Origin of the sequence: Algoriphagus marincola DSM 16067 (assembly GCF_000429405.1) — a bacterium.
GTDB classification, from domain to species: Bacteria; Bacteroidota; Bacteroidia; order Cytophagales; family Cyclobacteriaceae; genus Algoriphagus; species Algoriphagus marincola.
On the sequence record NZ_AUBU01000002.1, the window covers coordinates 417,267 to 439,692 of the forward strand.

The following is a 22,426-nucleotide window of genomic DNA, read 5'->3' on the forward strand; positions in this document are numbered from 1 at the left end:
AGCATCTTTGCCCCTGTTCAATCAAAATGAAAACGGGATGAACTTGCAAAGCATCGTTCTTGGATTACATATCCTATTTGGGTTTTCTGCCTTGACTTCGGGGCTGCTCGCTATTCTTGCTTCCAAAGGAGGAAAGCTACACCGCGTATCAGGGAAGATTTATTTTATCGCTATGACAGGTGTATTTGTCTCTGGGGTTTGGGTAGCTGTCGAGCGTGATAATCGCTTCCTTTTTTTGATCGCTTTCCTAAGTTACTATTCGGTCTTTGCGGGTGTGAGAGCACTCAAGCTAAAGCAACTTCACCGAGGTCAAAAACCTAAAAAGATAGATTGGATAGCAGGAAGCATCAATGCCTTGGCAAACTTTCTTTTTCTGGGCTTGGGTATTTTCTATGTATTCAAAAACGGCTTCTTCACGGGCGGAGCACTCTTGTCCATTGGTTTTGGGCTTGGAGGCTTAGCTATTAGCTATACTAATTTGTCATCCTTCATTTTCAAACCTCAAAAACCCTGGCATTGGTACCTATCCCATATCGGAAATATGATGGGGGGATATATTGCTACCTTGACCGCTTTCATTTCCACTACTGTGAGTAGGTATGGCTACATGGATCCCTTTCTTGCCTTTGCTCTGCCGAGCCTCATTGGTATTCCTTTACTCATTTATTGGCAACAAAAAATCAATCATTCTTTCGGAAAAAAAACAAAACAAGTACAATGAAAAATCTAGTGTGGTGCTTTTTAATATTGATCCTGTGCAGCTGTGATTACCTGACGCAAGTTCGTCTACTCAAAAACGGGGAGGTAGGAGCAAGCAATTACCTGGAGGAAATCCCATTTGAACTGAGAAAAGGACTTATTGTCGTGCAAGCTAAACTCAACGGAAGTGAGGCCGAGCGTGAGTTTATCTTTGATACGGGAGCCTTTGACTGCAAAGTAGAGAAAGACTTAGCCGAAAGCTTGGCAATGCCCACACTTGCCACCCGAGACAATTCAACGGCTGCGGGGGTTTCCCGGGAATTGGAAATCACCCGAGTAGAGGAATGGATGCTAGGTCAGATTCCTTTCAGAAATCTCTCAGCGGGAAAGCTTGACTATGATGAATCTTCTAGCAGTCCTTGTCTTGCTCCCCATGGCTTGGTAGGGTCAAATTTGATTCGCTTGGCCCATTGGAAGGTTGATTTTCAGAATCAAATGCTTTCTTTCTCTGATTCGGCATTCCAGCCCGACAGAATGGAGGCTCAGTATCGCATTCCCTTTGACCATGAAAAGCTCACTGGAATTCCAGAAGTTAGTATGGTAGTCGGAGAGCAGACTGTTAGCGGTTTGATTTTCGATTTGGGCTACAATGGGGGGATCGTCCTGCCTCTCTCCCTAGCCGATCAGATTCCAGGGGAAGTGGAAAAAGTAATTTTGGACCAATCGACCACCGGGATTTTTGGATCGAGCCAAGATTCCATCCTTGTCAAAAAGGTGAGAATCAATTTCGGAGGTTTCGAGCAAAGCATCCCTGTGGAGTTTTCGAGTTTGGGTAAGGGGTTGATTGGAACAGACTTTTTGAAGCATTTTGAGATCCTAATGGATTACCAAAAGAAGGAAGTTACCCTCTTGCGACGAGAGCAAGTCCATATACCCGAAGGGTTAGATTTCATACCAGGAATCGGTTCGGATGGACTGTGGGTAGTCGACCGAACCACTCCCAAACTGCCTTTGAAGCTTGGGCAAAAAATTAGAAGTATAAATGGGAAGAAAGCATGAGAGGTGTTTCCAAGTCATTGTGATTATGTATTGGGGATTCGCGATTTTTTAGCTCAGGGAGTTTTCGAATTGGAACTAGAGGATGGGTCAATAATTCGGATTGAGTCCTGAGAAATATTCGCCATATCCTTGATTTTAGAGACTTTATTCTAGGGTTTTATCTCCTTCCTCCCGAAAGAATGCATCCAAGCGATGCACGCCATGGCGGGGAGCTACATTGTCCTGAGCCATCATACTCAGAAAGAACTCAATTGGTCCATAGGTCTTTGAACTTGTAAAGGTCCGCATCATGCCAAGTGCTGCTTTTCGGAGAAAATCGGGTAAATGAACGACCTTCCCTTCCTTTCCCATGGCTTCAAGAGCCAAATGGCCTATTTCATTTTGAGTAAAAATGTCAGGACCTCCGGCTTCTACCTCCTCTTGAGGAGAAGTAATGCTATCTATGACCACTCGTGCCAAGTCTAATCCATGGATGGGGTTCAGCTTGTACTCTCCATCTCCAAAAAGATAAATCCTACCTGACTTGGCCATGGCCAAGAAGTCTTTCATATCAGAGAAGAAGCCATTAGGTCTTATGATACTATACTCCAAGCCAGAGTCTTTCAGAGCATCTACAAAGCGCTCCTTGGCGGCGGTAATTTTTAGATGCCGCATTTGCTCACCGTTTAGGACTGATACGTAGATAAATTTCCTGGCCCGATGACGCATGGCAAACTCTAAAAGGTTCAGATTGGCGCCATAATCCACGTCCATGTAGCTCAAACCGTCTTTTTGGCGAGTAATCCCCACGGTGGAAATTACGGTGTCTATCGGTTCTTCTATTTTTGGAAAGGTAGCCAACTTTGTGACATCTAGGACCTGGAATTCCTTTTCAGTTAAGCCTATTTTTTTGAGCTTTTCTTCGCTTCGTCCGAAAGCCAAAAAGTCATGGCCATGGTCTTTGAGCTCTTGGGCAATAAAGCTTCCCAAATAACCGGTGGCTCCAGCCAGTATTATTTTTCCTTGCATAATAGTGTGGTTTAGATTAGGGTGTTTGAGAATCAGTTTTTGTTTTTTTTAGCTCCATTAATACCTTGATCAAAAACTCGACAGATCCTTTTTGGAATTCAGATTGATTGAAAGTGCCGCTGAGATAGGTGTCAAGTTCAGGGCAATAGTACATGAAGGCTCCAGTGAAGCCATGATGCCCGATAAGGGTCAAATTGGGTAAAAGCGGGAATAACTCTCTGATTCTCCATTGCATTAAGCCGTAGCCGTAATAGGTGCCTTTGCTGGCTGGAGTCCAGTTTTGCATGCCTTCCAAACTCTTTGTATCGACCAATTCACCCTCAAAAAGAGCTTTCATAAAGATGGAGATGTCTTCTGTTGTGCTTCGGAGACCACCTCCTGCCCAATCGCTGGAGAGGCTTTTCATGCTTGAGACTTCCGCTTTTCCGAAGTAAACCTCCGTCATATGAGTAGCCGACTCTTCCAAAGGCTGCGACCGTAAATGCATAGAAGTGTGTATCATTCCAAGAGGCCAAAAGATCCGTTCCTGAAATACCTCATGAAGGGGCTTTCGCTCCAATGCTTCGATGATTAGTCCGAGCAGGAGATATTCTGTGTCCGTGTAGTGGTAATCTGTTCCTGGGGCGAAACGCGCTTGAAACCCAGCTTTGTAGAAGTCCAACATTTCTTGGGGAGTCCAAAACTTATCCGGTTTTTCGAAAGCGACTTCTAACATGTTGTTTCCTGTTTTAGGCTGATCTTCGAAGTAATCCGAAAGTCCGGACCGGTGCTGCAAAAGATGCCCGATAGTAATCTCCTGAGTCCAATCTTTTCCTTCCCAGACGTGCAAGCCATTAGTGATTGAGTCCGGCAAGAATTGAAACATGGGTAAATCATAGTCCAGTTTTCCTTCTTCTACCAGCTGGGCAATGATCACTGCTGTAAAGGTTTTACCCAAGCTGGCAGTATGAAAAGGACTGTTAGTTTCTACTTTTTTTCCGTTCTTGAATTGCCCATAAGCCCAGCTTTTTTGAAAATCCAAGGCTTTGGAATCTACTCTGAAGAGTGCATTTTGAATCATCTGTTTTCCAGCTGTTTTTTGGAAAAGGCTATCTAGTTTTTTCTCCGTTTTGAGTATGTCTTGTGCAAAGAGGAATTGGAAGAAGGACATGGCTATAAGGAAGATATAAAGAGTTCGGGTTTTCATGGTGAACAAAGTTGGAGAAACTCAGAAGGGAAAGCGGCTGAAGAACTCAGAACTTTCCCCTTTTGATTTGGGTGGTTCGGCTTTTAAAATAGCGTAATACCCACTCCTACGGAGAAATTGGTCGCGTCTAGATTTTCACCCTCACTTCGAGTTACACGGCCCATGTAGAGACGGCTTTGGATGTCTAAGGCCCACTTTTTACGCTGCAGTACTTCATAACCTGTGGAGATCAAAACACCCTTCCCCCACTCACTTTTTTTGGAGTCAGCTTCAGATTCGTAAAGTGCTCGCATATCCAAGGACGCACCGTAGCCACCACTGATCCACCACTTGTCAGTAGCCCAATATTGAATGGATGGGATAATGCCTTCAAAGCTCCTGTCGACTCCTTCGGATTCATAGATTTGTCCGACGGTATTGACATAGATGGCTGTTCGTGGAGATACAAACCAACCCATTTTCAAGTTGGGAAGGGAGATGCCGCCTTGTGTTGGATCCTCACTCATGCCTTCAGTGAAATGCAGTACGCTTCCATTTAAAGAGACGCCGGCAGTGAAGCCTTTGCGTAGTGGATTTTCGGTTTGAGCCTGAATATTCAGAGTTGTAATTAGGCTGACGAAGAAGATAAAGATTAGCTTTTTCATTTTTTGTGTTGTTTAAGATTTACTTGTGTTTGTTTCAAATTGATAGGACAAATTTGGGCTGTAGGGCAAGGCCAGTCGTCTTGAATTATGATTTGGGACGTTTTGATGAAATCCCGCACTTTTGCCCCTGGATTATTCTTCTTTTAAGGATTTGAGCATGAAGTTGACCAGACTGATTCCTCCGCCTATGGCCATTCCTGTACTGATCCAGAAGGTGATTTGATTGTCAAAGTCTACTTTCAATAATGCAAGTGCGATGATTCCGATGGCTGTGCCTATGGCTACTCCGATTAGTGTCCCGATGGCGACACCAATTCCTGTCCCTAGGGTAATTGCTTTATTTTTCATTTTTTTACGAGTTAGGTTTTTGATAAATGACTGGGACAAAGTTGGGCTGCAGATAGCCGCCAGTCGTCTTGAATTATGATTCGGGACTTTTTGGTGAAATCCTAGACTTTGGAGTAGCTGGAGGTGAAAAAAATCAGGCTTTGGATAAGCTTTAAAAAAGAAATGCCAAAAGGAAACCTCTCCTTTTGGCATTTGAGTTAATAGGAATAAGGTTAGCTCTGGATTAGATAAGATTTTCTATTTGATCCCCTGTAAGATGCTGCACGTTTTCGGTGATTCGCTCGATGGGCCAATCCCACCATTTCAAAGCCAGTAGTTGCTCGATTTTTTCCTTTGAAAATCGCTTTTTGATTTCTTGGGCCGGGTTGCCTCCCACGATGGTGTAGGGCTCTACATTTCTTGTGACCACTGCCTTGCTGGCAATAATGGCTCCATCTCCTATTTGAACTCCCGGCATGATGGTCGCTCCATATCCTATCCACACATCATTCCCGATGATCGTATCACCTTTGTTTGGGTAGCTTTTGCCTTCCATGGCTATTTCCCACCCTTTTCCAAAAATAGCAAAGGGATAGGAGGAAAGGGATTTGGAAAGATGATTGGCGCCGTTCATGATGAAGGTGACATCCGAGGCGATCATGCAAAACTTCCCGATGATCAATTGATCTCCGACAAAATCGAAAAGGTATTTGACATTTTTTTCAAAATTGTGAATGTCTTCAAAATCATCGTAGTAGGTGTAATCGCCTACCTGAATTTGAGGGTTTTTGATCACATTCTTGAGAAAGCAAAGTCTATCATAACCCGGTAAAGGAAAGGCTTGGTTTTTATCTGGTCCTGTCATAATCTGCGTTTTTTGTTTGAATCAAAGGTGGAAGAAAAAGCAAAGTCAATCGTCCGGATATATGATTTCGGACTTTTTGCCATCAAGCTTTTTCGATTCAAACTGATTCCAATCTAGAGTCTGCTTTGACCTGTCTATCGACCAAAAAGACCAACCCCGCCGAAAAAATCATCAAAACAGTTATCAGCCATCCGATCTGGGGATAATGAAGCAGGCTTCCATCCGCAGCTTGAAAAATAACCCAACCTGCAAGGGCTGCAGCAAGGCCTCCTGCTAATTGCTGAACGGAGGAGTCAATTGCCAGAAATGCGCCTCGATCAGACTTTTTCGGGACTGCCGTAGCCAAGGCTGTTGAAGAGACCATTCGGGCGTTTACTCCAAAATATAGAAATGAATGCACCAAAATAATCCATTCGAAGCCCTGAATTGCTCCCGCCGTGTAAATCAACACCGCTACTACGGAAAGCAAGGTGCCGAACGCGAAGATGGACCATTTCCCAAATCGATCTGCTAGTTTTCCAAAAATAGGAGCCGCTAAAAGGCTAGTAATTCCAATAGCTCCATACACATAGGGAAGTTGGCTTTCTGCAAGCCCCAGATTATTGGTGAGAAAGGCGGCATTGAAGGTCATGAAGATCACATCTCCACCCACAATCAAAATATTCGCGCTGTACACGGTCCAGTAGGAGGATTTTCTCAAATTGGAAAAAATGTGGCTCCAAGGAGGTGAGAGCTCGGTGGAATTTGACAATGGACGAATGAGAAAAGTTATCAGCAATAGCGCTAAAACTCCAAAACAGAAAATCATCGCATAAGCCATTTGCCAGGAAAAGGAGCTTGCGATAAACAGGGATAAGGGAAGACCCATCACTAGACTTGCGGCAAAGGCCATTTGAATCCAGCCAATAACCCGACCTCTTTGCGTCAGCGAAAACAAATCGGCTACCATGGCAAAACAGATTGAAGCCATTACGCCTCCAAAGGCCCCGGTGATGATTCGGGCAATTAAAAGTATGAAAAATGAGGGTGATAAGGCACATATCACAATGCCGATCAAAAAGCCGGAATAGAATACCAGCAGAAATGATTTTCGCTCAAAACGATCCGCATAACCTGAGGCTAGCAGGGCAGAAATCCCAGCGCTCAAGGCATAGGCTGATGCAATCAGGCCAAACTCCTCTGTACTGAGTTGAAGCTCAGCAAGCAAGGTAGCACTCAAGGCCGGAAGGAGCATGTAATCCAGTACCACGGTGAAAAGTAAACAGGAGAGACCCAGGATCACTAACTTTTGATAAGTGCTGAATCTTTCCGGTTTTTCCATAAAAATCAATTTCTGTGAGCTTTCACCCAAGCCTTGGGTGTTAGCCCGGTGGATTTTTTGAAAAAGTCATTGAATACCGATTTGGAAGTAAATCCACTTTCATAGGCCAAGACTAAAAGCGTGATATGGGCATTCGCCTTATTTGTTACTTTTTGCTTGAAAATCGCCAGGCGATGGGAATTGATATAGTCATTGAAGTTTTGACCCAATTTCATATTAATCAGCCAGGAAAGTTTGTTGGGGTGCAGCTCAATTTGTTCTGCCAAAGATCTTAAAGTCAGGTTGGTATCTGTCACCACTTCTTCCAAGGCCATTTTTTCCCGAAGGCTTTGAAGAAAATGCTCACATTCCTCCTCGGACATCTGACTGTTTTGGGCGATGATAAGCTGCTGATTGGAGGGATCCTGACGGTGGGCTTTGTGGTCTTGGAAATTCATCTGATCGTAGATTTCCTGAAAGCGCTCGTCTTCCCGGATATTATCCCAAACCCACCAATATTTCAGGCTGACCATCATGCTTGATTTCTCTTCCAATCCTTTCTTCAGAAAGTGTATTGCCTCATCGGGTCGGTTCATCAGGCTGTACAAAGCCGCAGGGTCACAGGGGTCGATGTAGTGACTTTTTTCGAGTTCCTCAAGGACCCCTTCCGTCTCTCCGCCCAGTACTTTGACAGTCATCAGGTCTAGTTTGACCAATCCCTCTCCGTTTGTCAGGTCAACGGCTCTATCAAGGGTTTGAAAGGCTTCCTCAAATCTCCCCAAATAGCCTAAAACCAAGCCTTTCCAACGAAGAGCCTCACTGAAGTTTGGGTCAATCCGCAGGCTTTCTTCAAAGGCAGGAAGAGCTTCCTCAAATCTACCAGAAAGGTAATAGCAAAGTCCCAGCCACCAGTAGCTGATGATGTGGAGGGGATCCCGGGATTGATTTTCCTTGGCAATGGCAATGGCTAAGTCATAGTCCTTTTGGATGAAAATATAGTAGTTAGTGATGAAGTCGATCTCATTATTCAGCCCGGCCGCAACTGCCTCATTGTAGGAGTCGATAGCAGCTCCCCAGTCCCAATCATGAAAAAGATGAACGTAAGCCATAACTTTATGGGCACGCATGTCCTTGGGATTGATAACAAGAGCTTTTTGGGCATATTCCCTCGATTTCTGAAAGCCCTCCTTGGCTGAAATCAGATTGAATCCTGCATGATGCAAGTAGGTTTCCCCGATGTAGGCAAAGGCTTCATGAAAGTCAGGGTCCAATTCGGTCGCCTTGGCAAACAAGACCAGAGCTTCTTTGACATCGACCAAATCTTTTCGCTTAAAGTGATGACTGCCTTTCAGAAAAAGATCGTAGGCTTCAGGATTGGTCGTTTTGCTGGACACAAGGCTGTCCTCTATTTCCAAGTGCCCAAAATTCTCCCGAATTCGATCTGCGACCAATAAACTAATTTCATCCTGCAAATCGAAAATATCCTCGAGTGTCCGGTCAAAGGTTTCGGACCAAATATGGAACCCGTTGTCCGTTCGGATGAGTTGGACAGCGATCCGAACCCGACTTCCAGCTTTTCGGATGCTTCCCTCAATCACAGAGGAAACTCCGAGTTTATTACCAATGATCCGAACATCTATTTTCTGCCCTTTGAAAGCAAAGGAGGAAGTTCGGGCAATGACTTTTAAGCTTTGGATTTTGCTCAGGGCGTTGATGATTTCCTCGGCCATTCCGTCTGAAAAATATTCGTTTTCCGGGTCAGAACTGAGGTTGTCAAAGGGAAGTACAGCAATGGAGCGTTGATTCATCCAATTGAAAAAGGCACCAAAAAAATACCTTGATAATGAGAATTAAATTTGAACAGCTTTCAAGATAAAACTTCCTGAAGTTTTTTGGCAAAAGAAAAGAGTTAAAAAACCAATGTTTAGGGAATAATCATATGTTTTTTTATTCATGAAGGACATTTCGTCCTGCAAAACCATTCCTTAAATCCACATTTTTTCAAAGTCCCGATTCTCACCAAAACGTCCGCAATTACATTTTGGGACGATTGACCTTGCCCTGTAGGTAAAATTTGTCCTATCAATTTGAAACAAACACAAGTCTTACTTAAACACAAAAAAATGAAAAAGCTATTCATCGTAATCCTTACAATGGCCTCACTAAGTGCCTTTGGCCAAAACAATTTTCCGAAGGGGAGAGAAAAGGCGGTAGACTACAAATACAGGATCAGTACTCCCGGAATCACCGTGCCCCAGTTTTTTACCAAATCATGGGATGACCGAACCAACACCCAACATATCGAGCTTCACGTCAAGCGAAATCTTGATAATAAAAACATCATCGGGTTGAAGTTTGCCACTTGGCGTTTATTTCAACCAATGGGGATTCTTTGGTGGGATGGGCTACTCGATAAGGTGGAGTCAGAGACAGAGTTTTATCCCGGGCATGTGCGGGAAACGGGAATTGGATTTAGCTACCAGCGAATGCTCTGGAAAGGTCTCTTTGCCACCGTGGAAGTTCTACCACAGTTCAAAACCTATTTGGATGAGGAGGGTGAAAAAATAGGGAACGGATTTAAACTCTATAATTCCTTCCACCTTGGCTATCATTTGGCATTTGGCAAGAAAAAGCGATTCTTTGTGGAGCCTCAGGTTCATTCCCAGTTTTGGGTATTTGATACAAATACGCCCGATGGCTTCAAGCAGTTGGATGATCAATGGAAAAACTATTTCCTCTTTGAGCCCAATATTTACTTAGGGTTGAAGTTTTGATCGCTTTGAAATTGAAAGGATTTGTATTAGAATTTCCTGAGTTTGTCTGGAGCTTTTTTCAGGCAGGCTCAGGTTCTTATTTTTTTAAGATTCATTCTTAAAGGAGGGTGGGATTTTTCCATGCAGAGTTTTGGCCATGCCAAGTCAAGCCAAGATTTCTATTTAACTCCGGTTTGCTCTACTCAAGGCAACAAAGATCATTTCTTGGTCAGCCTATTTCATCTCCTCTAGAAAGCGTTTCCTAGTGGAATTTATGGTAATATTTCAATTTTTAAATAAATAAATTTGTGATTTAATTGATTGATTAGAACCATATTTAAAATTCTTGGTTAATTTTCAAATCATCAAAAACCTCAACCATGAAATATTTTATCTCCTTTGCACTAGTATTATTTCTTTCCACATCTTTTTTGCAAGCCCAAGATTCCGAACCCGCCTATCCCAGCAAGTATTGGAGTTCAGGAGGGGAATGGATTTTTTCTACTGGAAACGTTGAGGGACAAAATAATGTCGTACGATGGTCTCCTGTGATCAACCTTCAGAATTTTCTCAACTTCGACAGAAGTCAAAACTTTGGGTGGTTTACCGGAGTGAATCTGAGAAATGTGGGTTTTATCTATGACGAGAGCCCTTCCATCCGTAAGAAATTTAGAACCTACAACCTAGGAGTTCCACTAGGTTTGAAATTTGGGAATTTGGATAAAACCTTTGTCTTTTTGGGCTATGAACTAGAAATGGCCTTCAATTACAAAGAAAAAACCTTTGTAGACGAGCGAAAGACGGATAAATTCAACGTTTGGTTTAGCGATCGAGTGAACCTCTTTCAAAGTTCTGTTTTCGCAGGAATTAGCCTTTCCAACGGTACCAGTATTAAGTTTAAATACTATCCAACCGGATTTTTCAATCAGGATTTTACCATCTCTGAAATGGGCCAAGCTGTTAGGCCTTACGAAAATCTTCAAGCAAATATTTTCTACGTTTCACTGAGCTTCGATATTTTTGATAGAGGAGAATTCTCTTTTGGTGATTAAGTTTTTTTCCGACTTAAGATAGACTTAAAAATCAAAAAAGCCCCTGCAAGTAGATTTTGCAGGGGCTTTCGCTTTTCAAGCTATTCTTTAATTCTTTAAATCAAAAGCACTGATTTCGCCACTTCCTGATAGGTAGTAGAGGAAGCCTTCGATATCATCGACTTCGTAAACAGGCTTTTTATCCTTAAGAACGATCTCTTTTTCGGTATTTCCGGTATCCTTATTTACCTTGACTAATCCTACACCATCACTCAGATCGGTAAGGATAAACTGGTCGTTGGCAGTTGCCATAGTAGCTTTAAATCGCTTGGTCATCTCTCCGTAGGAAACAGAAGCAATATTGGAGAAGCTTTCTGCAGCTGCTGCATTTCTATTGGCACGCTGGGCCTCTGCACTGCTGTATTCCCCGATGTAGTAAGAATAGGTGGATTGGGACGCTGCCGCTGCCGCTACTGTTGCTGAGGCTACAGTCAATGCACCCAGAGCAACTTTTGCAAATGTACTTTGGCCGGGGGCCTTATGGAATACATGGTAATTTTCCTGACCATCGACATCAAGTAGCATCATATTTTGATCCGAAGCCAAATACAAGCCAGAAGATCGCATCCCCATGGTGTTGGGACTTTCTTTACCTTCAAATTTCAACTTAGCCAGTGTGCTGAGGTCTCCTGTATTTTCATCTATTGCCAAAATCTCCTCACCCGTACTGATCAGATATCGTCCATTCGCTTGGTCATAAGCACTGGTCACTGAAATTGCTTTCTTGTATTGAATACCCTTTTTCCATTTGGCATCACCCGTATTTAGGTCGATGATATTTGCATCGGTATCGGTGATGTAGATCATTCCTTGTGGGGTGGTGGCCATGGTGTGAATATTTGCTCCGGTATCAATTGGCTTTTTAAAGAGCGGTGTGCCATCAAACTTGATTTTGTTGATTCCGCCTTCTGCCAAACCAAATAATATTCCATCCTCCATGACATAAAAATGCTGCACATAGCCTTTGGTTTTAGGAGCTTTTTCCCAGAGATCCTCTCCGGTTGCGGCATCGAGGAAGGCAATTTTTGATTCTCCACTACCACCAATTTGACTTACAAGGCTGCTTCCGCCTTTGAATACATCGCTGACTACAGCCAAGCCGCCCGGAAGAATCTGAAAACGCGTGACCGAGCCCTTGATTTTGCGCTCGTCCTCCCAAAGTTCCTGTCCATCTTTTCCGAATTTATGGATTCGGGTGTCCCCATTGGACCGTTCCTCAAATCCGTAGATTTCATTTCCTGTTTCATCTGCCACCATGCTGGTGATATTCTTAATTTCATTTTGCCAGATGATTCCACCTTCTTTGACATTGGCGGATACCACACCTTTTGTCGTTGGAACAAACACTTGATCATTGAGTAGGAATGGGGCACCTGAACTCATGGGAATTGCTGCCGCACTTCGCACTTTGCCGGCATTTGGGTCCAGATTGGCAAAGCCATCCTGCTTACCTGTAGCCAAATCATAGATGCCCACAGCCAAAACTTCCCCTTCACTCTTCTCTCGATTGCCTACTACAACCAGTTTGTTTTCTGGGATAAAAATCTTCAGCTGCGCAATTTGCTTCCATCCATTTTCTTCGGTTACGAAGACTTTTTCTCCGGTGATCACATCGATCACGGTTCGCTTAGAGTTGGCAAAGATGGTCCCGGGAATCTGGGATTTTCCGCCCTGAGTCAATACAACATATGGACTCATGGGTACCAACTCCATCTCCTCTTCTTTGATCTTTCCATACTCCGCAAAGTTGAAGTGTGGACTACTTGCACCAGGTTTAATCCCAGCCAATCCGTTACTGCCATTTACCAGCAATACACCTGCATCTGTCAGGGTCATTTTTTCGATTTTCCCACCGATTGTATACTTAAAGGTGGGAGCTGTCTGCGTCCAAGCCTTTCCTACCAGGAAGGCCAGCGCGAATAATAAGAAGCTTAATTTTTTCATTTGTTTGGGAGGTATAAAATTCCTTTAATTGATAGGATAAAGAAAGATTAATGACTCCCGATTTACCATACGCTATTTGTCGTATTTTACCAGATATAGGCCAAGGTTTCATTCCAGTTATTTCTGGATATTAAAAAACTTGTCAGCGGAAAGTTTAGGGTTAAACCTTTAATCATAGCCTTTTTTATTGTAATCTTGATACTAAGACGATTATTCCTATCCCTCTCCTTGAGGAATCCGTAGTAAAAGATGTAAACAAGAAATATGGAAGACAGAAACTATCAAATCAATATCAATCCGGACTGGATTCGGAAGTACCTCAGTAAAATTCTGATTGGGGTTGTATTACTAATTGGACTATTCTCGAGTATTCGGACCGTGGGTCCTGAAGAAGAGGGAGTGGTCATTCAGCTTGGGGAATACAATCGTACCGTGCAGCCTGGGCTGAACTTTATGCTGCCCTTCGGAATCGAGCGAATGTATAAAATCCCGGTTCAGAGACAGCTCAAGCAGGAGTTTGGCTTTAGAACCACCCGTGCAGGTCGTGAGTCTGAATATACCAAATCTGGCTATGGAGATGAAAGTATGATGCTTACAGGAGATCTCAACTTGACTGATGTGGAGTGGGTGGTGCAGTATCGAATCACTGATTCCTACAAGTTTCTATTCAAAGTAAGGAATGCAGAAAAGACGCTTCGCGATATGTCTGAGTCAGTTATGCGAAAAGTAGTAGGTGACCGGACCGTCAATGAGGTGCTAACAGTCGGACGTCAAGAGGTGGCTTCCAGTGTAGAGGTTCGACTTCAAGAAATGTGCGACGAGTACGAGAATGGAATTCGAATCGACCAGGTTGTTTTGCAAGATGTGAATCCCCCGGAGCCAGTCAAGCCTTCCTTCAACGCAGTAAACCAAGCGCAGCAAGAGCGGGAAACGCTCATTAATCAGGCTGAAGCTGAGTACAACCGAGTAATTCCAAGAGCTCGGGGTGAGGCAGAGGAGACAATTCAATTGGCGGAGGCTTTCGCCCTGAATCGAGTCAATCGGGCCAAAGGAGAAGCGGAGCGATTCAATTCTTTGTATTCGGAATATGTAAAGGCTCCCGAAGTCACCAAGCAGCGAATCTACCTCGAAACGATGGAGAGTATTCTTCCGAAAATCGGTAACAAAATCATTGTGGATGAAAAAGGAAACAATGTGTTGCCTCTCTTGAATATTGATAAAGTAAAAACCCCGCAGCAATGAATCGAAAAAGAATAATAAGCATCGTAACCGTGGCGATTTTCACCATTTTGCTATTCAATAGTTATTTTATTTTGGATGAAACCCAGCAGGCCATTGTCACTCAATTCGGTAAGCCCGTGGGTGAGCCTCGGACCGATCCAGGAGTGAATTTTAAGATTCCATTCCTTCATAAGGTGCAGTTTTTCGACAAACGATACTTGGAGTGGGATGGAGACAAGAATCAGGTGCCTACCAAGGATAAGAAATTCATCTTCATTGATACCTATGCGCGTTGGGAGATTACGAATCCCTTGCAGTTTTTCATCCGACTTCGGGACGAAAGATCAGCTCAATCCCGATTAGATGATATCCTGGATGGGGAAACTCGAAATGCCATTGCTAGCCATGACTTGCTGGATATTGTCCGGTCTACCAATCGAGAACCGGAGATCACCGAGGATTTCATGGAGGAGATTGAGGTGCTCCAAGATATCTCGGTAGGACGAGATGAGATAGAACGGATTGTATTGGAGAAAGCCAATGAGCGAACAGCCGATTTGGGGGTTCGTATTCTTGATTTCCGATTTAAGCGAATGAATTATGTAGATGATGTGCGGGATCGAGTCTATGACAGAATGATTTCTGAAAGAAATCGGATTGCTGATCAGTTTCGCTCTGAAGGACAAGGTCGCGCTCGTGTGATCGAAGGTAACAAAGAGCGGGACTTGGCTCAGATTCAGTCGGAGGCATTCCGAGAAGCTGAGGAAATCAAAGGTCGGGCAGATGCCGAGGCAACTGCGATTTATGCATCAGCATACAATAAAAACCGTCAATCCATTGAACTTTATAAGTTTTTGAGAACGATGGAAAGCTTCGAAAAATCCATGGATGGAAGCACCAGTATTGTGTTGTCCACCGATTCGGAGTTTTTCAAATATTTGAGAAAGTTGGATTAATAAATAAGTGAACGAGTATCAAAGCTCTCCGTATTGAAAAAGAAATAGGCTGCCATTTGACAAGGGCAGCCTATTTTGATTATTACCTGTTAATTACTCAAAAAGGTCGAATTTCAATCCAAAGTTGAATCGGGCATTGTAATATTCTGCCTGCATGGTTCTCGCCTGAATTCCCTGATAGTAGCGAAGCGGTTGATTGGTCAGATTATTTCCTTCGGCAAAGATCCTCCATTTTGGAGTGATTGCATAGGAAGCATTGACATCAAGGAATGTCTGTTCATCGTAGAATCTATCCTCAAATCCTTCTCCACCTAGCTCATCTAGGTAATCTGAAGCATAGTTCAATGACAGACGAACAACCAATCGCTTATTTTCATAGGAAAGCGAGGCGTTGAACATATGTTCAGCAGTACCTGGCAGTTGAAGATCTTCGTTTTCTCGATCCTCAATTCCTGTAGTCGAGGATTGGGTGAAAGTGTAATTCAGGTATAGTCCGAAATTTTTGAAAAACTGTCGCTGAAATGAAGCCTCTAAACCATACACTGATGCTGTACCCCCATTCTCTGGTCTTGAATATTGAAGGTCTTCACCAAATTGCGGGTCTGAGAAGCCCTGAGTAGTAATCGTATAAACGAAATTATCGATATCCTTATAAAAACCTCCAAAAGAGAGTAAACCTAGGTTTTCATAATATTGCTCAGCCATCAAATCAAAATTCATCGCGGTAGCTGCTTTGAGGTTTGGATTACCTCTTTCTAATTCCTCATCTTCTATACTGAAGGCTGCATAAGGGACCAGGTCAAAGTAATTCGGTCTTGCGATGGTATTGGTCCAAGCTAGACGAATGACTGTATTGGCTGTAGGGTCATATTTGAAGTGTAGACCCGGTAGGAAATTTGTGTAGCTCTGATCTCCAGAAACAGGAGCGATAGTCTCATTGTCGATATCGAAAATATTTCCAGTGTAATCAATTGCCGTGTGCTCGATTCGTAAACCAGCAATGGCAGATAGCTTACTATTCAACTGATGATCTGCCATGACATAGGCAGCAGTGATGTTTTCGGTAGCATTGTAGTTTCCGGGAGCATATTCTTCCAGCACATCTGATTCCTCAAATAGTCCGCCATTGGTGAGGTCAAGCCCTCCTAGAAATTTAGGGTCCATGAATCTACCCACTGCATACTGTGAGCCTGCAAGGTAATTGGGGTCGGAATAGTCAATATTGGGAACAGCTCCGAGGGTTGCTCCAAAGGCATCCTCATCGAGTGGCTCGTATTCGAAGAAGTTATTGTCTCGTTCCTTCTTCTTGCCACGATACCTTAAACCAAACTGAAGTATTCCCTTATCAGAGTAAGGAAGCTTAAAGTCCAATCTACCATTGAGATCTTGATCAAAGGTATAGCCATATTGTTCAGATAGTCCATTAAAGCCGATTCCCAAGTTGTCAGCAGGATTGCGTAGTATCGCTAAGGGAAATCTTGGATTGCTTAGATCTACTCGGACATCTTGTCCCGAGGAGCGATAGGATGCATAGCGTTCATTGGGACGCTCTTCAGATGCCTTGGCATAGGTCAGATTCCAATCCATCTGTAATTTGTTGAACAAATGCTTACCACCACCGGTGATATTGTAAACCCGCTGATCTTCCAATCTAGCGGCTTTTATTCTTCCATTATCTAAACCACCTTTGGTTTGGAATTCTACCCTTCCGGTTGTTTCGTAAACATTCGGGCTAATCTGACTGAAATCCCCATCGTCAAAGGAATCATCCAATCTACTTACTCGCATTCTAAATCGATTTTCCCAATCGTCGCGGTGATTGTACATTCCCGAAAGAAACAGGGTATGGTTTGGTGCAATTTCATAATCTAGAGCGAGGGTTGCAGATCGGCGCACCCGCTGTACCCGATACTCTCGAATATCAAATTCTTCCAATACAACTCCATTGTCAGAATCATACCACACAGCTTCCACATTGTCTGATCCAAAGTTGTGGTTGTTGTATGATCCGGAGAAAATAACACCCAATTTATCATTCAAGAAGCGGTCTCCTAGAATGACTGCTCCAGTCCAGATCGGCTTATTAGAGAGTAGGTTGATTCCACTTGCGGCAGTTCCTGAAACCCTCAAGCTGTTTGGAGCCTGCCGGGTTACTAAGTTTACAGATCCTCCGATGGCATCAGCATCCATATTAGGAAGTACAGCCTTATTCACCTCGATCGTCTGGATCATATCAGAGGGGATCAAGTCCATCTGAATATTTCTATTATCACCTTCTGCAGAAGGAATTCTTTCTCCGTTTAGCGTAACAGAATTGAGTTGTGGAGCCATTCCGCGGATAATAATATTTCGGGCCTCACCTTGATCATTCTGCATCGTGATTCCCGGGATTCGCTTGAGTGCATCTCCTACGTTTGCGTCAGGGAAGCGTCCTATTTGATCAGAAGAAACAATATTGGTGATGTTAGCATTGTTTTTTTGCTGAGTCAAAGCCTTTGCCTGGCCTTTTAGCCGATCTCCAAAAACGATGAATTCTGCAGCTTCCAGTTCTGATTCATCCATTTTGAAATTTAGAGTCGAGGTTTGTCCATCTCTGATTTCCACATTTTTTGTCAGTTGACCATACCCTAGGTAAGAGACAGTGACTTCATAAGGTCCCGCAGGAAGATTGGCAAAGTAGAAATCCCCTTTCTGATCGGTGATTGTACCATAATTGGTTCCTTTCAAAAGGACATTAGCACCGGGAAGTGATAGATTTTCAGCATCGATCACTCGCCCTTTCAACACTCCTTGTGCCCATGAATTTCCCATCAAAAGGAAAAAAAGCAACAAGGAAGTAACTACACGTAGCTGTTTGTTCATAATTGATTATTGGTTTTGGTTAATATGTTTTTTGAGTTGTTTCCAAGAGTAGATTTGGAATGTCTTATCGTCGGACATAGCCACAAAAAGTCCTTCAGAAAATTCCCCGCCTAGATCAGCTGATGTGACCTCATTCCCATCACTCGAAAGTGTACTCAATGGAAGTGTGGTAATCAGGGAGTGCTGGTGTGGGTTGGATTGGCTGCCTTCTCTGGGAAAGACATGGAAAAGATTTGCCCCTTGATCCGATACAAGCAAATAGCCTTCGGTTTCAGAGGTTTTATAGATGGAAATTCCCTCATGATCATCGGTGAAACCTTCAGTGGCAAATAGTGCAAGCTCCTCATTTCCCATATCGGGTTCGGCGTAGTACTTTCTTACCCCTGTACCCTCATCTGAATAATAGATGTAGCCAAGCTCATTGTCTACCGCTATGGCTTCGATTTCTTTGTTTCCTGAAAAATTCCCGAACTTTCTCACCAATTCCAGAGAGAGGTTTCCGTCTTGGCTTTTCACTTCATATTGCCAGAGATATGTGCCATCTGTAGGTCCATTTTTTCTCCCTGCGATGACGTAGGTTTTTCCTGATTTGGGGCTTTGATAAAGGGCTATTCCCATCAAATCCCGATAATCCTCTCCTGTTTCACCTTGATATACTTCCAGTCCTCCTGGATTTAATTCCTTCATATCAGGTAGGGAGAAAAAGCGGATTTTAGATGTCAGTCTTTCGCCTGTTACGGCAAAGTCGATGGTATCTTTTCCATGAATCAATCCATAGCCAATGTCCACATTGTTGGGACGCTGAATATCTCTTCGGACGAGACTATCGATAGTCTTTCCTGTCAAGTCAAATACATATAAAGCTCCGATTGAGTCTTTGTCAGTTCCAATGATTAGGCTTTGGCTTGGATTGGATTTATTAATCCAAATAGCTGGGTCATCGGTATCATGGATGACCGAATCACTGATGTGTAGGGGACTGATTAGTTCGACTTTTTCGTCGGGTAAGTCCCCTTTTTGCAAAGAGGATTCTTGGCAGGAGGCAAGTCCTGTAAGGGTAAAAATTGAAAGAAAATAATTGAGTTTTTTGTGCATGGTTTATAATTGTTTTGACCATGCAAGATTAGATATGAAAAGTCCCGAAAAAGGAAATTAAAGGTTAAGAATGACTGTAACAGACCGGGAAAAAAGCGTTAACAAAACCGAAACAGAATCTAGAAAAAATAATTTAAAGTATTGAATTTCAATGTAATATATTATGTTACCTCAAGATTAATAAATCTTAAATCATAAACAGTGGAGGTATTGATGTAGCTCTTTGCTCTCGGAGAGCTGTAGTCGCTTTCGGAGTCTATATCGTGATATTCGTAAGCTTTCCATGGATATTCCGAGGGTTGCTGCGATTTCTCTGCTACTCAAGTTCATCTTCATCAAGCAGGCTAGTTTGATGTCCCCAGGTGTGAGGTCGGGGTTTTCAGTTTTGAGGTTTTTTATGAAATCCTGATGCACATTTTCAAACGTGTGTTTGAACTCTTCCCAGTCCTGATCCTGTCCCAAATTGAAAGCAATTTGTTTGATCAGGTTTCTTAGCCTTTTCCTCTGCTCCTTTAAATCCCGCTGAAGGATATCCTCCAGTTTGGATTGGATCTCTTTGAGCATCTGGTTTTTTTCAATTACATGAAGTGTCTGTGCAGTCAGAGCTTTTTGTTGGGCTGCAACCTCAGCTGACATTCTAGCCTCCAAGAGGTTGATGTTTTCTTTTTCGGTTTGCAGCAGTCGCTCTTTGATCTCTATGAGCTCTTCTTGCCTTTTAAGGGTATTTCTCGTCCCACTTATTTTCAGTCGTTGCTTTGACATCAGTACCCATCCTAATCCCAGGAGCGTTACGATCAAACTGACTAAAAGCCAGCGTACTCGAGACTCAAAGATGTGGGTGTTTTCTAATTGTGCTATTTCTAGCTGTTTTTGCTTGATTTCATATTGAAATTCCTGTGATGCAAGCTGCCTTGCGGCTTCCTCAGAAAAAATATTTTCACTAAGTTCTCGAGCTTCTGAAAACAACTGATAAGCCTTTTCAAATTCTCCTAGATCCGCATAGGCTTTCCCCAAATCCACTGTAGCACTTCGTTCTAAATAGGTGTTTCCAATCACCTGACTTATTCTTAAGGCTTCCTCATAGTATGGGATGGATTCCGCCGCTCGATTGGTTTTTCTTCTTGTATCCCCCAGGTTATTAATGTTTCCGGGCATATGAAGGATACTTCCTATTGCATTATTGAGTTCAAAGGCTAATTGGAAATAGTACTCTGCGGAATCATATTCCTCCAAGTCCTCATAAATGCTTCCGATGTTTTCGAAAAGAATGCTCAGTTCACTCGAATCATTCATTTCCTTACTCAACTGCACTGCCTCATTTTGAAAAGCCAAGGCTTGAGAGTAATCTTCCATTTTTTCAAACATTGAACCTATCAAGCCTTTGGAGTGGGCTATTCCTTTTAAATCACCCATTTCCTCAAAAAGCCCAAGTGCTTGATGGTGTAGCTGTAGGGCTTCTGTAGGGCTTTTTGTCTTGTAATAAAGCTTACCAAGCTGATTGTAAAGATTTGCCAGGCAGCTGGTACAATTTTCGTTCTTAAAAAGCTCCTCTGCTTCATAGAGTTTACCTGCGGCCTCATTATACAGGCCGAATTCCATCAATAGTTGACCTTCTAAAAAAAGGGCTTCTCCTTCAGTATTTTTGTATAGGTGTCTTTCAAGATTCTGAAGTCTTTGGAAGGCTTCTTTGGGATCTTTTTCGGCTAGTATTTTTATCTCGGCAAGATCTGATTGATTCTGTTGACCCATTGAATAGGTCGATTGAAGCAGAAAAATCCAAGTGAGAAAGTGCTTGATTCGAAAATTCATCGAGCAAGATGTATTTCCAATGTAAAGTAGTCGTAAAGGAAGTTTTTCTTTATTGTAAAAGTTTCACAGGATGGGAAAAATCAATTTTATCAGTTTAATGGTGGCAGGGGTTTCCCTAGTCAAAAATTGCTACTGCTCTGATCGGAGATCCAGTTCCTCCTCGGATTTTCAATGGCAAGCCCACAAATCGAAATCTACCCCTACCGATTAGTTGATGTAGGTTGATCATATTTTCGTAATGAGTAAAGTTCAGCTCTCCGCAGATATGATGAACCTCTCGATTGGAGACACCCGATACACCCGGTGACATGGTTTCCACCCCAAATGCCGCTATTCCCCTTTCTCCTAGCCATCTTGCACATTCGGTGGAGACTCCTGGACCGTTTTTCCAATTTTCGGATCCGAAATGCTTTCGAAAGTGATCTGTATATAGCAGAACCGTATCACCTCCTTTTATCTCTACTTCAGCTTTGCCGCATGCTTCTGTTATTTCATCTTTTTCGATTAACTCCCGGAGTCCTTTATGCGAAAAATCTAGACAGATTCCCTCTGTATAAAACATGGATAAGGGCATCTTATCAATCGACTTTCCCTTGTGCTCAATGGCCATGTGATTGATGGCGTCCACATGAGTGCCTGTATGCTCTCCGAGCTCAAGTTTGTGAACAGCTGGCGTCCGCGCAGCAGGATTTTTTTCTCCATTCCATTCCTCATGCGAATTATGAATACTCATTTTCACGGAAGGAAGATCTTTGAAGACAGGCATTCCTTCATAGATTTCTTGGCTCAGGTCAATGATTTCGATCATAGAAAACGCTGGTCTTAATGAATTTCTAAGATAAGACCATCTACTTTCAGATTTATTTTATTGGTCTAAACTTAAAAGTCTCCTCTCTTGTCTTTACTTACTAAATATTCCCAGTGCACAAAGATAGATTTTCAATAGTATCCAATAACTATTAGCTCTCCTAAGAATTCAATGAAGAGGTTATTCTTTATAATTCTAAATCCGATCGCTCATACCTTACAAAACCATCTTTGGTTGGTAGTTGCTTCTTAAGCATCCAGCACCTCCGTAAATTTTTAAGACTTTCATTTGGATTATCTTTCATAAAATCCCGGGTGTATTGATTGTACATGTTGCTTTCAGCAATGCTTCGTTTGAAGTTGGGATCCTTTTTCCTAATTTCAAAAAGCCTATACTGTTCGATCGCATCTTGGAGAGTCTTTCCTACATTAGACTTCATCCAATCCATGAAGTCGCTATGGCATGAAAATTTATCGCCTAGCTGACTTTTCATAAATGCTCTGAAATTCGGGCCGAAGGATACATTATCCGTTATTTTTGTCTCTAAGGTTAAGCTCTCTTTTACCCAGTTAAAGCTTGACTTTGTCTTTTGCTTTTTGGGCACAGGCTTCACTTTGCCTGGCTGGTCCAAGGCGTACATGATTCTGTCTCGAAGGTCAAATTTTCTACCGGTATGAGGTAATCCGGTCTTTTTGCAAATGGCGACCATTTCTTCCTTTAACCAATACCAATTATTGAATTCCTCACCGGATTTAATGTCTTCAAAGTTTGGTCTACTCATCTATATTAAATTTTGATT

Annotated in this window: 19 protein-coding genes; 6 read left to right on the forward strand and 13 right to left on the reverse strand. The window is 42.8% G+C overall.

The features are described from left to right. Positions 1-37: 37 nt before the first annotated feature. Entirely contained in the window at positions 38-721 is a 684-nt protein-coding gene (locus G457_RS0104910) for a DUF2306 domain-containing protein (RefSeq protein WP_026945467.1), read from the forward strand. Beyond that, positions 718-1,758, forward strand: a complete 1,041-nt coding sequence (locus G457_RS0104915; RefSeq protein WP_026945468.1) for an aspartyl protease family protein — start codon at positions 718-720, stop codon at positions 1,756-1,758. The genes G457_RS0104910 and G457_RS0104915 overlap by 4 nt, the downstream gene beginning before the upstream one ends. Positions 1,759-1,902: 144 nt before the next feature. Here the strand turns inward: G457_RS0104915 and G457_RS0104920 are convergent, their stop codons facing one another. From G457_RS0104920 to G457_RS0104960, 7 genes are all read right to left on the reverse strand, one after another. Further along, positions 1,903-2,766 carry an SDR family oxidoreductase gene (locus G457_RS0104920; protein ID WP_035483145.1) on the reverse strand — a complete coding sequence of 288 codons (864 nt, stop codon included), beginning with the start codon at positions 2,764-2,766 and terminating at the stop codon, positions 1,903-1,905. 16 nt (positions 2,767-2,782) lie between these two features. Next, complete coding sequence (locus tag G457_RS0104925; RefSeq protein WP_155847084.1) at positions 2,783-3,952, reverse strand: serine hydrolase domain-containing protein; 1,170 nt, start codon at positions 3,950-3,952, stop codon at positions 2,783-2,785. 83 nt (positions 3,953-4,035) lie between these two features. Next, on the reverse strand, positions 4,036-4,596 hold the full coding sequence (locus G457_RS21065; RefSeq protein ID WP_051260709.1) for a hypothetical protein: 561 nt from the start codon (positions 4,594-4,596) through the stop codon (positions 4,036-4,038). A gap of 132 nt (positions 4,597-4,728) precedes the next feature. Continuing rightward, complete coding sequence (locus G457_RS22735) at positions 4,729-4,944, reverse strand: hypothetical protein (protein ID WP_155847085.1); 216 nt, start codon at positions 4,942-4,944, stop codon at positions 4,729-4,731. A 223-nt stretch (positions 4,945-5,167) separates the two neighbouring features. Then, positions 5,168-5,788 (reverse strand): CatB-related O-acetyltransferase, encoded by a 621-nt coding sequence (locus G457_RS0104945; RefSeq protein ID WP_026945472.1) that lies wholly within the window; start codon positions 5,786-5,788, stop codon positions 5,168-5,170. A gap of 97 nt (positions 5,789-5,885) precedes the next feature. Continuing rightward, on the reverse strand, positions 5,886-7,109 hold the full coding sequence (locus tag G457_RS0104955) for an MFS transporter (protein ID WP_035483258.1): 1,224 nt from the start codon (positions 7,107-7,109) through the stop codon (positions 5,886-5,888). A gap of 5 nt (positions 7,110-7,114) precedes the next feature. Further along, positions 7,115-8,896, reverse strand: a complete 1,782-nt coding sequence (locus tag G457_RS0104960; protein WP_026945474.1) for a tetratricopeptide repeat protein — start codon at positions 8,894-8,896, stop codon at positions 7,115-7,117. Positions 8,897-9,211: 315 nt separating this feature from the next. Between G457_RS0104960 and G457_RS0104970 the strand changes: the two genes are divergently transcribed. Both G457_RS0104970 and G457_RS0104980 read left to right on the forward strand, forming a co-directional pair. Then, on the forward strand, positions 9,212-9,862 hold the full coding sequence (locus G457_RS0104970; protein ID WP_026945475.1) for a hypothetical protein: 651 nt from the start codon (positions 9,212-9,214) through the stop codon (positions 9,860-9,862). 359 nt (positions 9,863-10,221) lie between these two features. Continuing rightward, positions 10,222-10,893 carry a hypothetical protein gene (locus G457_RS0104980; protein ID WP_026945476.1) on the forward strand — a complete coding sequence of 224 codons (672 nt, stop codon included), beginning with the start codon at positions 10,222-10,224 and terminating at the stop codon, positions 10,891-10,893. An 87-nt stretch (positions 10,894-10,980) separates the two neighbouring features. Here the strand turns inward: G457_RS0104980 and G457_RS21070 are convergent, their stop codons facing one another. Further along, positions 10,981-12,876 carry an outer membrane protein assembly factor BamB family protein gene (locus G457_RS21070; protein WP_035483148.1) on the reverse strand — a complete coding sequence of 632 codons (1,896 nt, stop codon included), beginning with the start codon at positions 12,874-12,876 and terminating at the stop codon, positions 10,981-10,983. Positions 12,877-13,140: 264 nt separating this feature from the next. Here G457_RS21070 and hflK point away from each other — a divergent pair, with 264 nt between their 5' ends. Together hflK and hflC are read left to right on the forward strand one after the other, a co-directional pair. Continuing rightward, positions 13,141-14,118, forward strand: coding sequence for an FtsH protease activity modulator HflK (gene hflK, locus G457_RS0104990; protein ID WP_026945477.1), 978 nt, complete (start codon positions 13,141-13,143; stop codon positions 14,116-14,118). Then, a complete protein-coding gene (gene hflC, locus G457_RS0104995; protein ID WP_026945478.1) occupies positions 14,115-15,053 on the forward strand; it encodes a protease modulator HflC in 939 nt (312 codons plus the stop codon). The genes hflK and hflC overlap by 4 nt, the downstream gene beginning before the upstream one ends. A gap of 93 nt (positions 15,054-15,146) precedes the next feature. Here the strand turns inward: hflC and G457_RS0105000 are convergent, their stop codons facing one another. From G457_RS0105000 to G457_RS0105020, 5 genes are all read right to left on the reverse strand, one after another. Continuing rightward, the gene (locus G457_RS0105000) at positions 15,147-17,915 is read right to left on the reverse strand and encodes a TonB-dependent receptor (protein WP_026945479.1); all 2,769 of its coding nucleotides are present in this window, start codon (positions 17,913-17,915) and stop codon (positions 15,147-15,149) included. 6 nt (positions 17,916-17,921) lie between these two features. Further along, complete coding sequence (locus tag G457_RS0105005; protein WP_026945480.1) at positions 17,922-19,010, reverse strand: phytase; 1,089 nt, start codon at positions 19,008-19,010, stop codon at positions 17,922-17,924. Positions 19,011-19,202: 192 nt separating this feature from the next. Then, positions 19,203-20,819 (reverse strand): tetratricopeptide repeat protein, encoded by a 1,617-nt coding sequence (locus G457_RS0105010; protein WP_026945481.1) that lies wholly within the window; start codon positions 20,817-20,819, stop codon positions 19,203-19,205. Between the two features lie 115 nt (positions 20,820-20,934). Next, positions 20,935-21,627, reverse strand: coding sequence for a cyclase family protein (locus G457_RS0105015; protein ID WP_026945482.1), 693 nt, complete (start codon positions 21,625-21,627; stop codon positions 20,935-20,937). A 187-nt stretch (positions 21,628-21,814) separates the two neighbouring features. Beyond that, entirely contained in the window at positions 21,815-22,408 is a 594-nt protein-coding gene (locus G457_RS0105020) for a DUF6434 domain-containing protein (RefSeq protein ID WP_026945483.1), read from the reverse strand. Between the last annotated feature and the right edge of the window lie 18 nt (positions 22,409-22,426).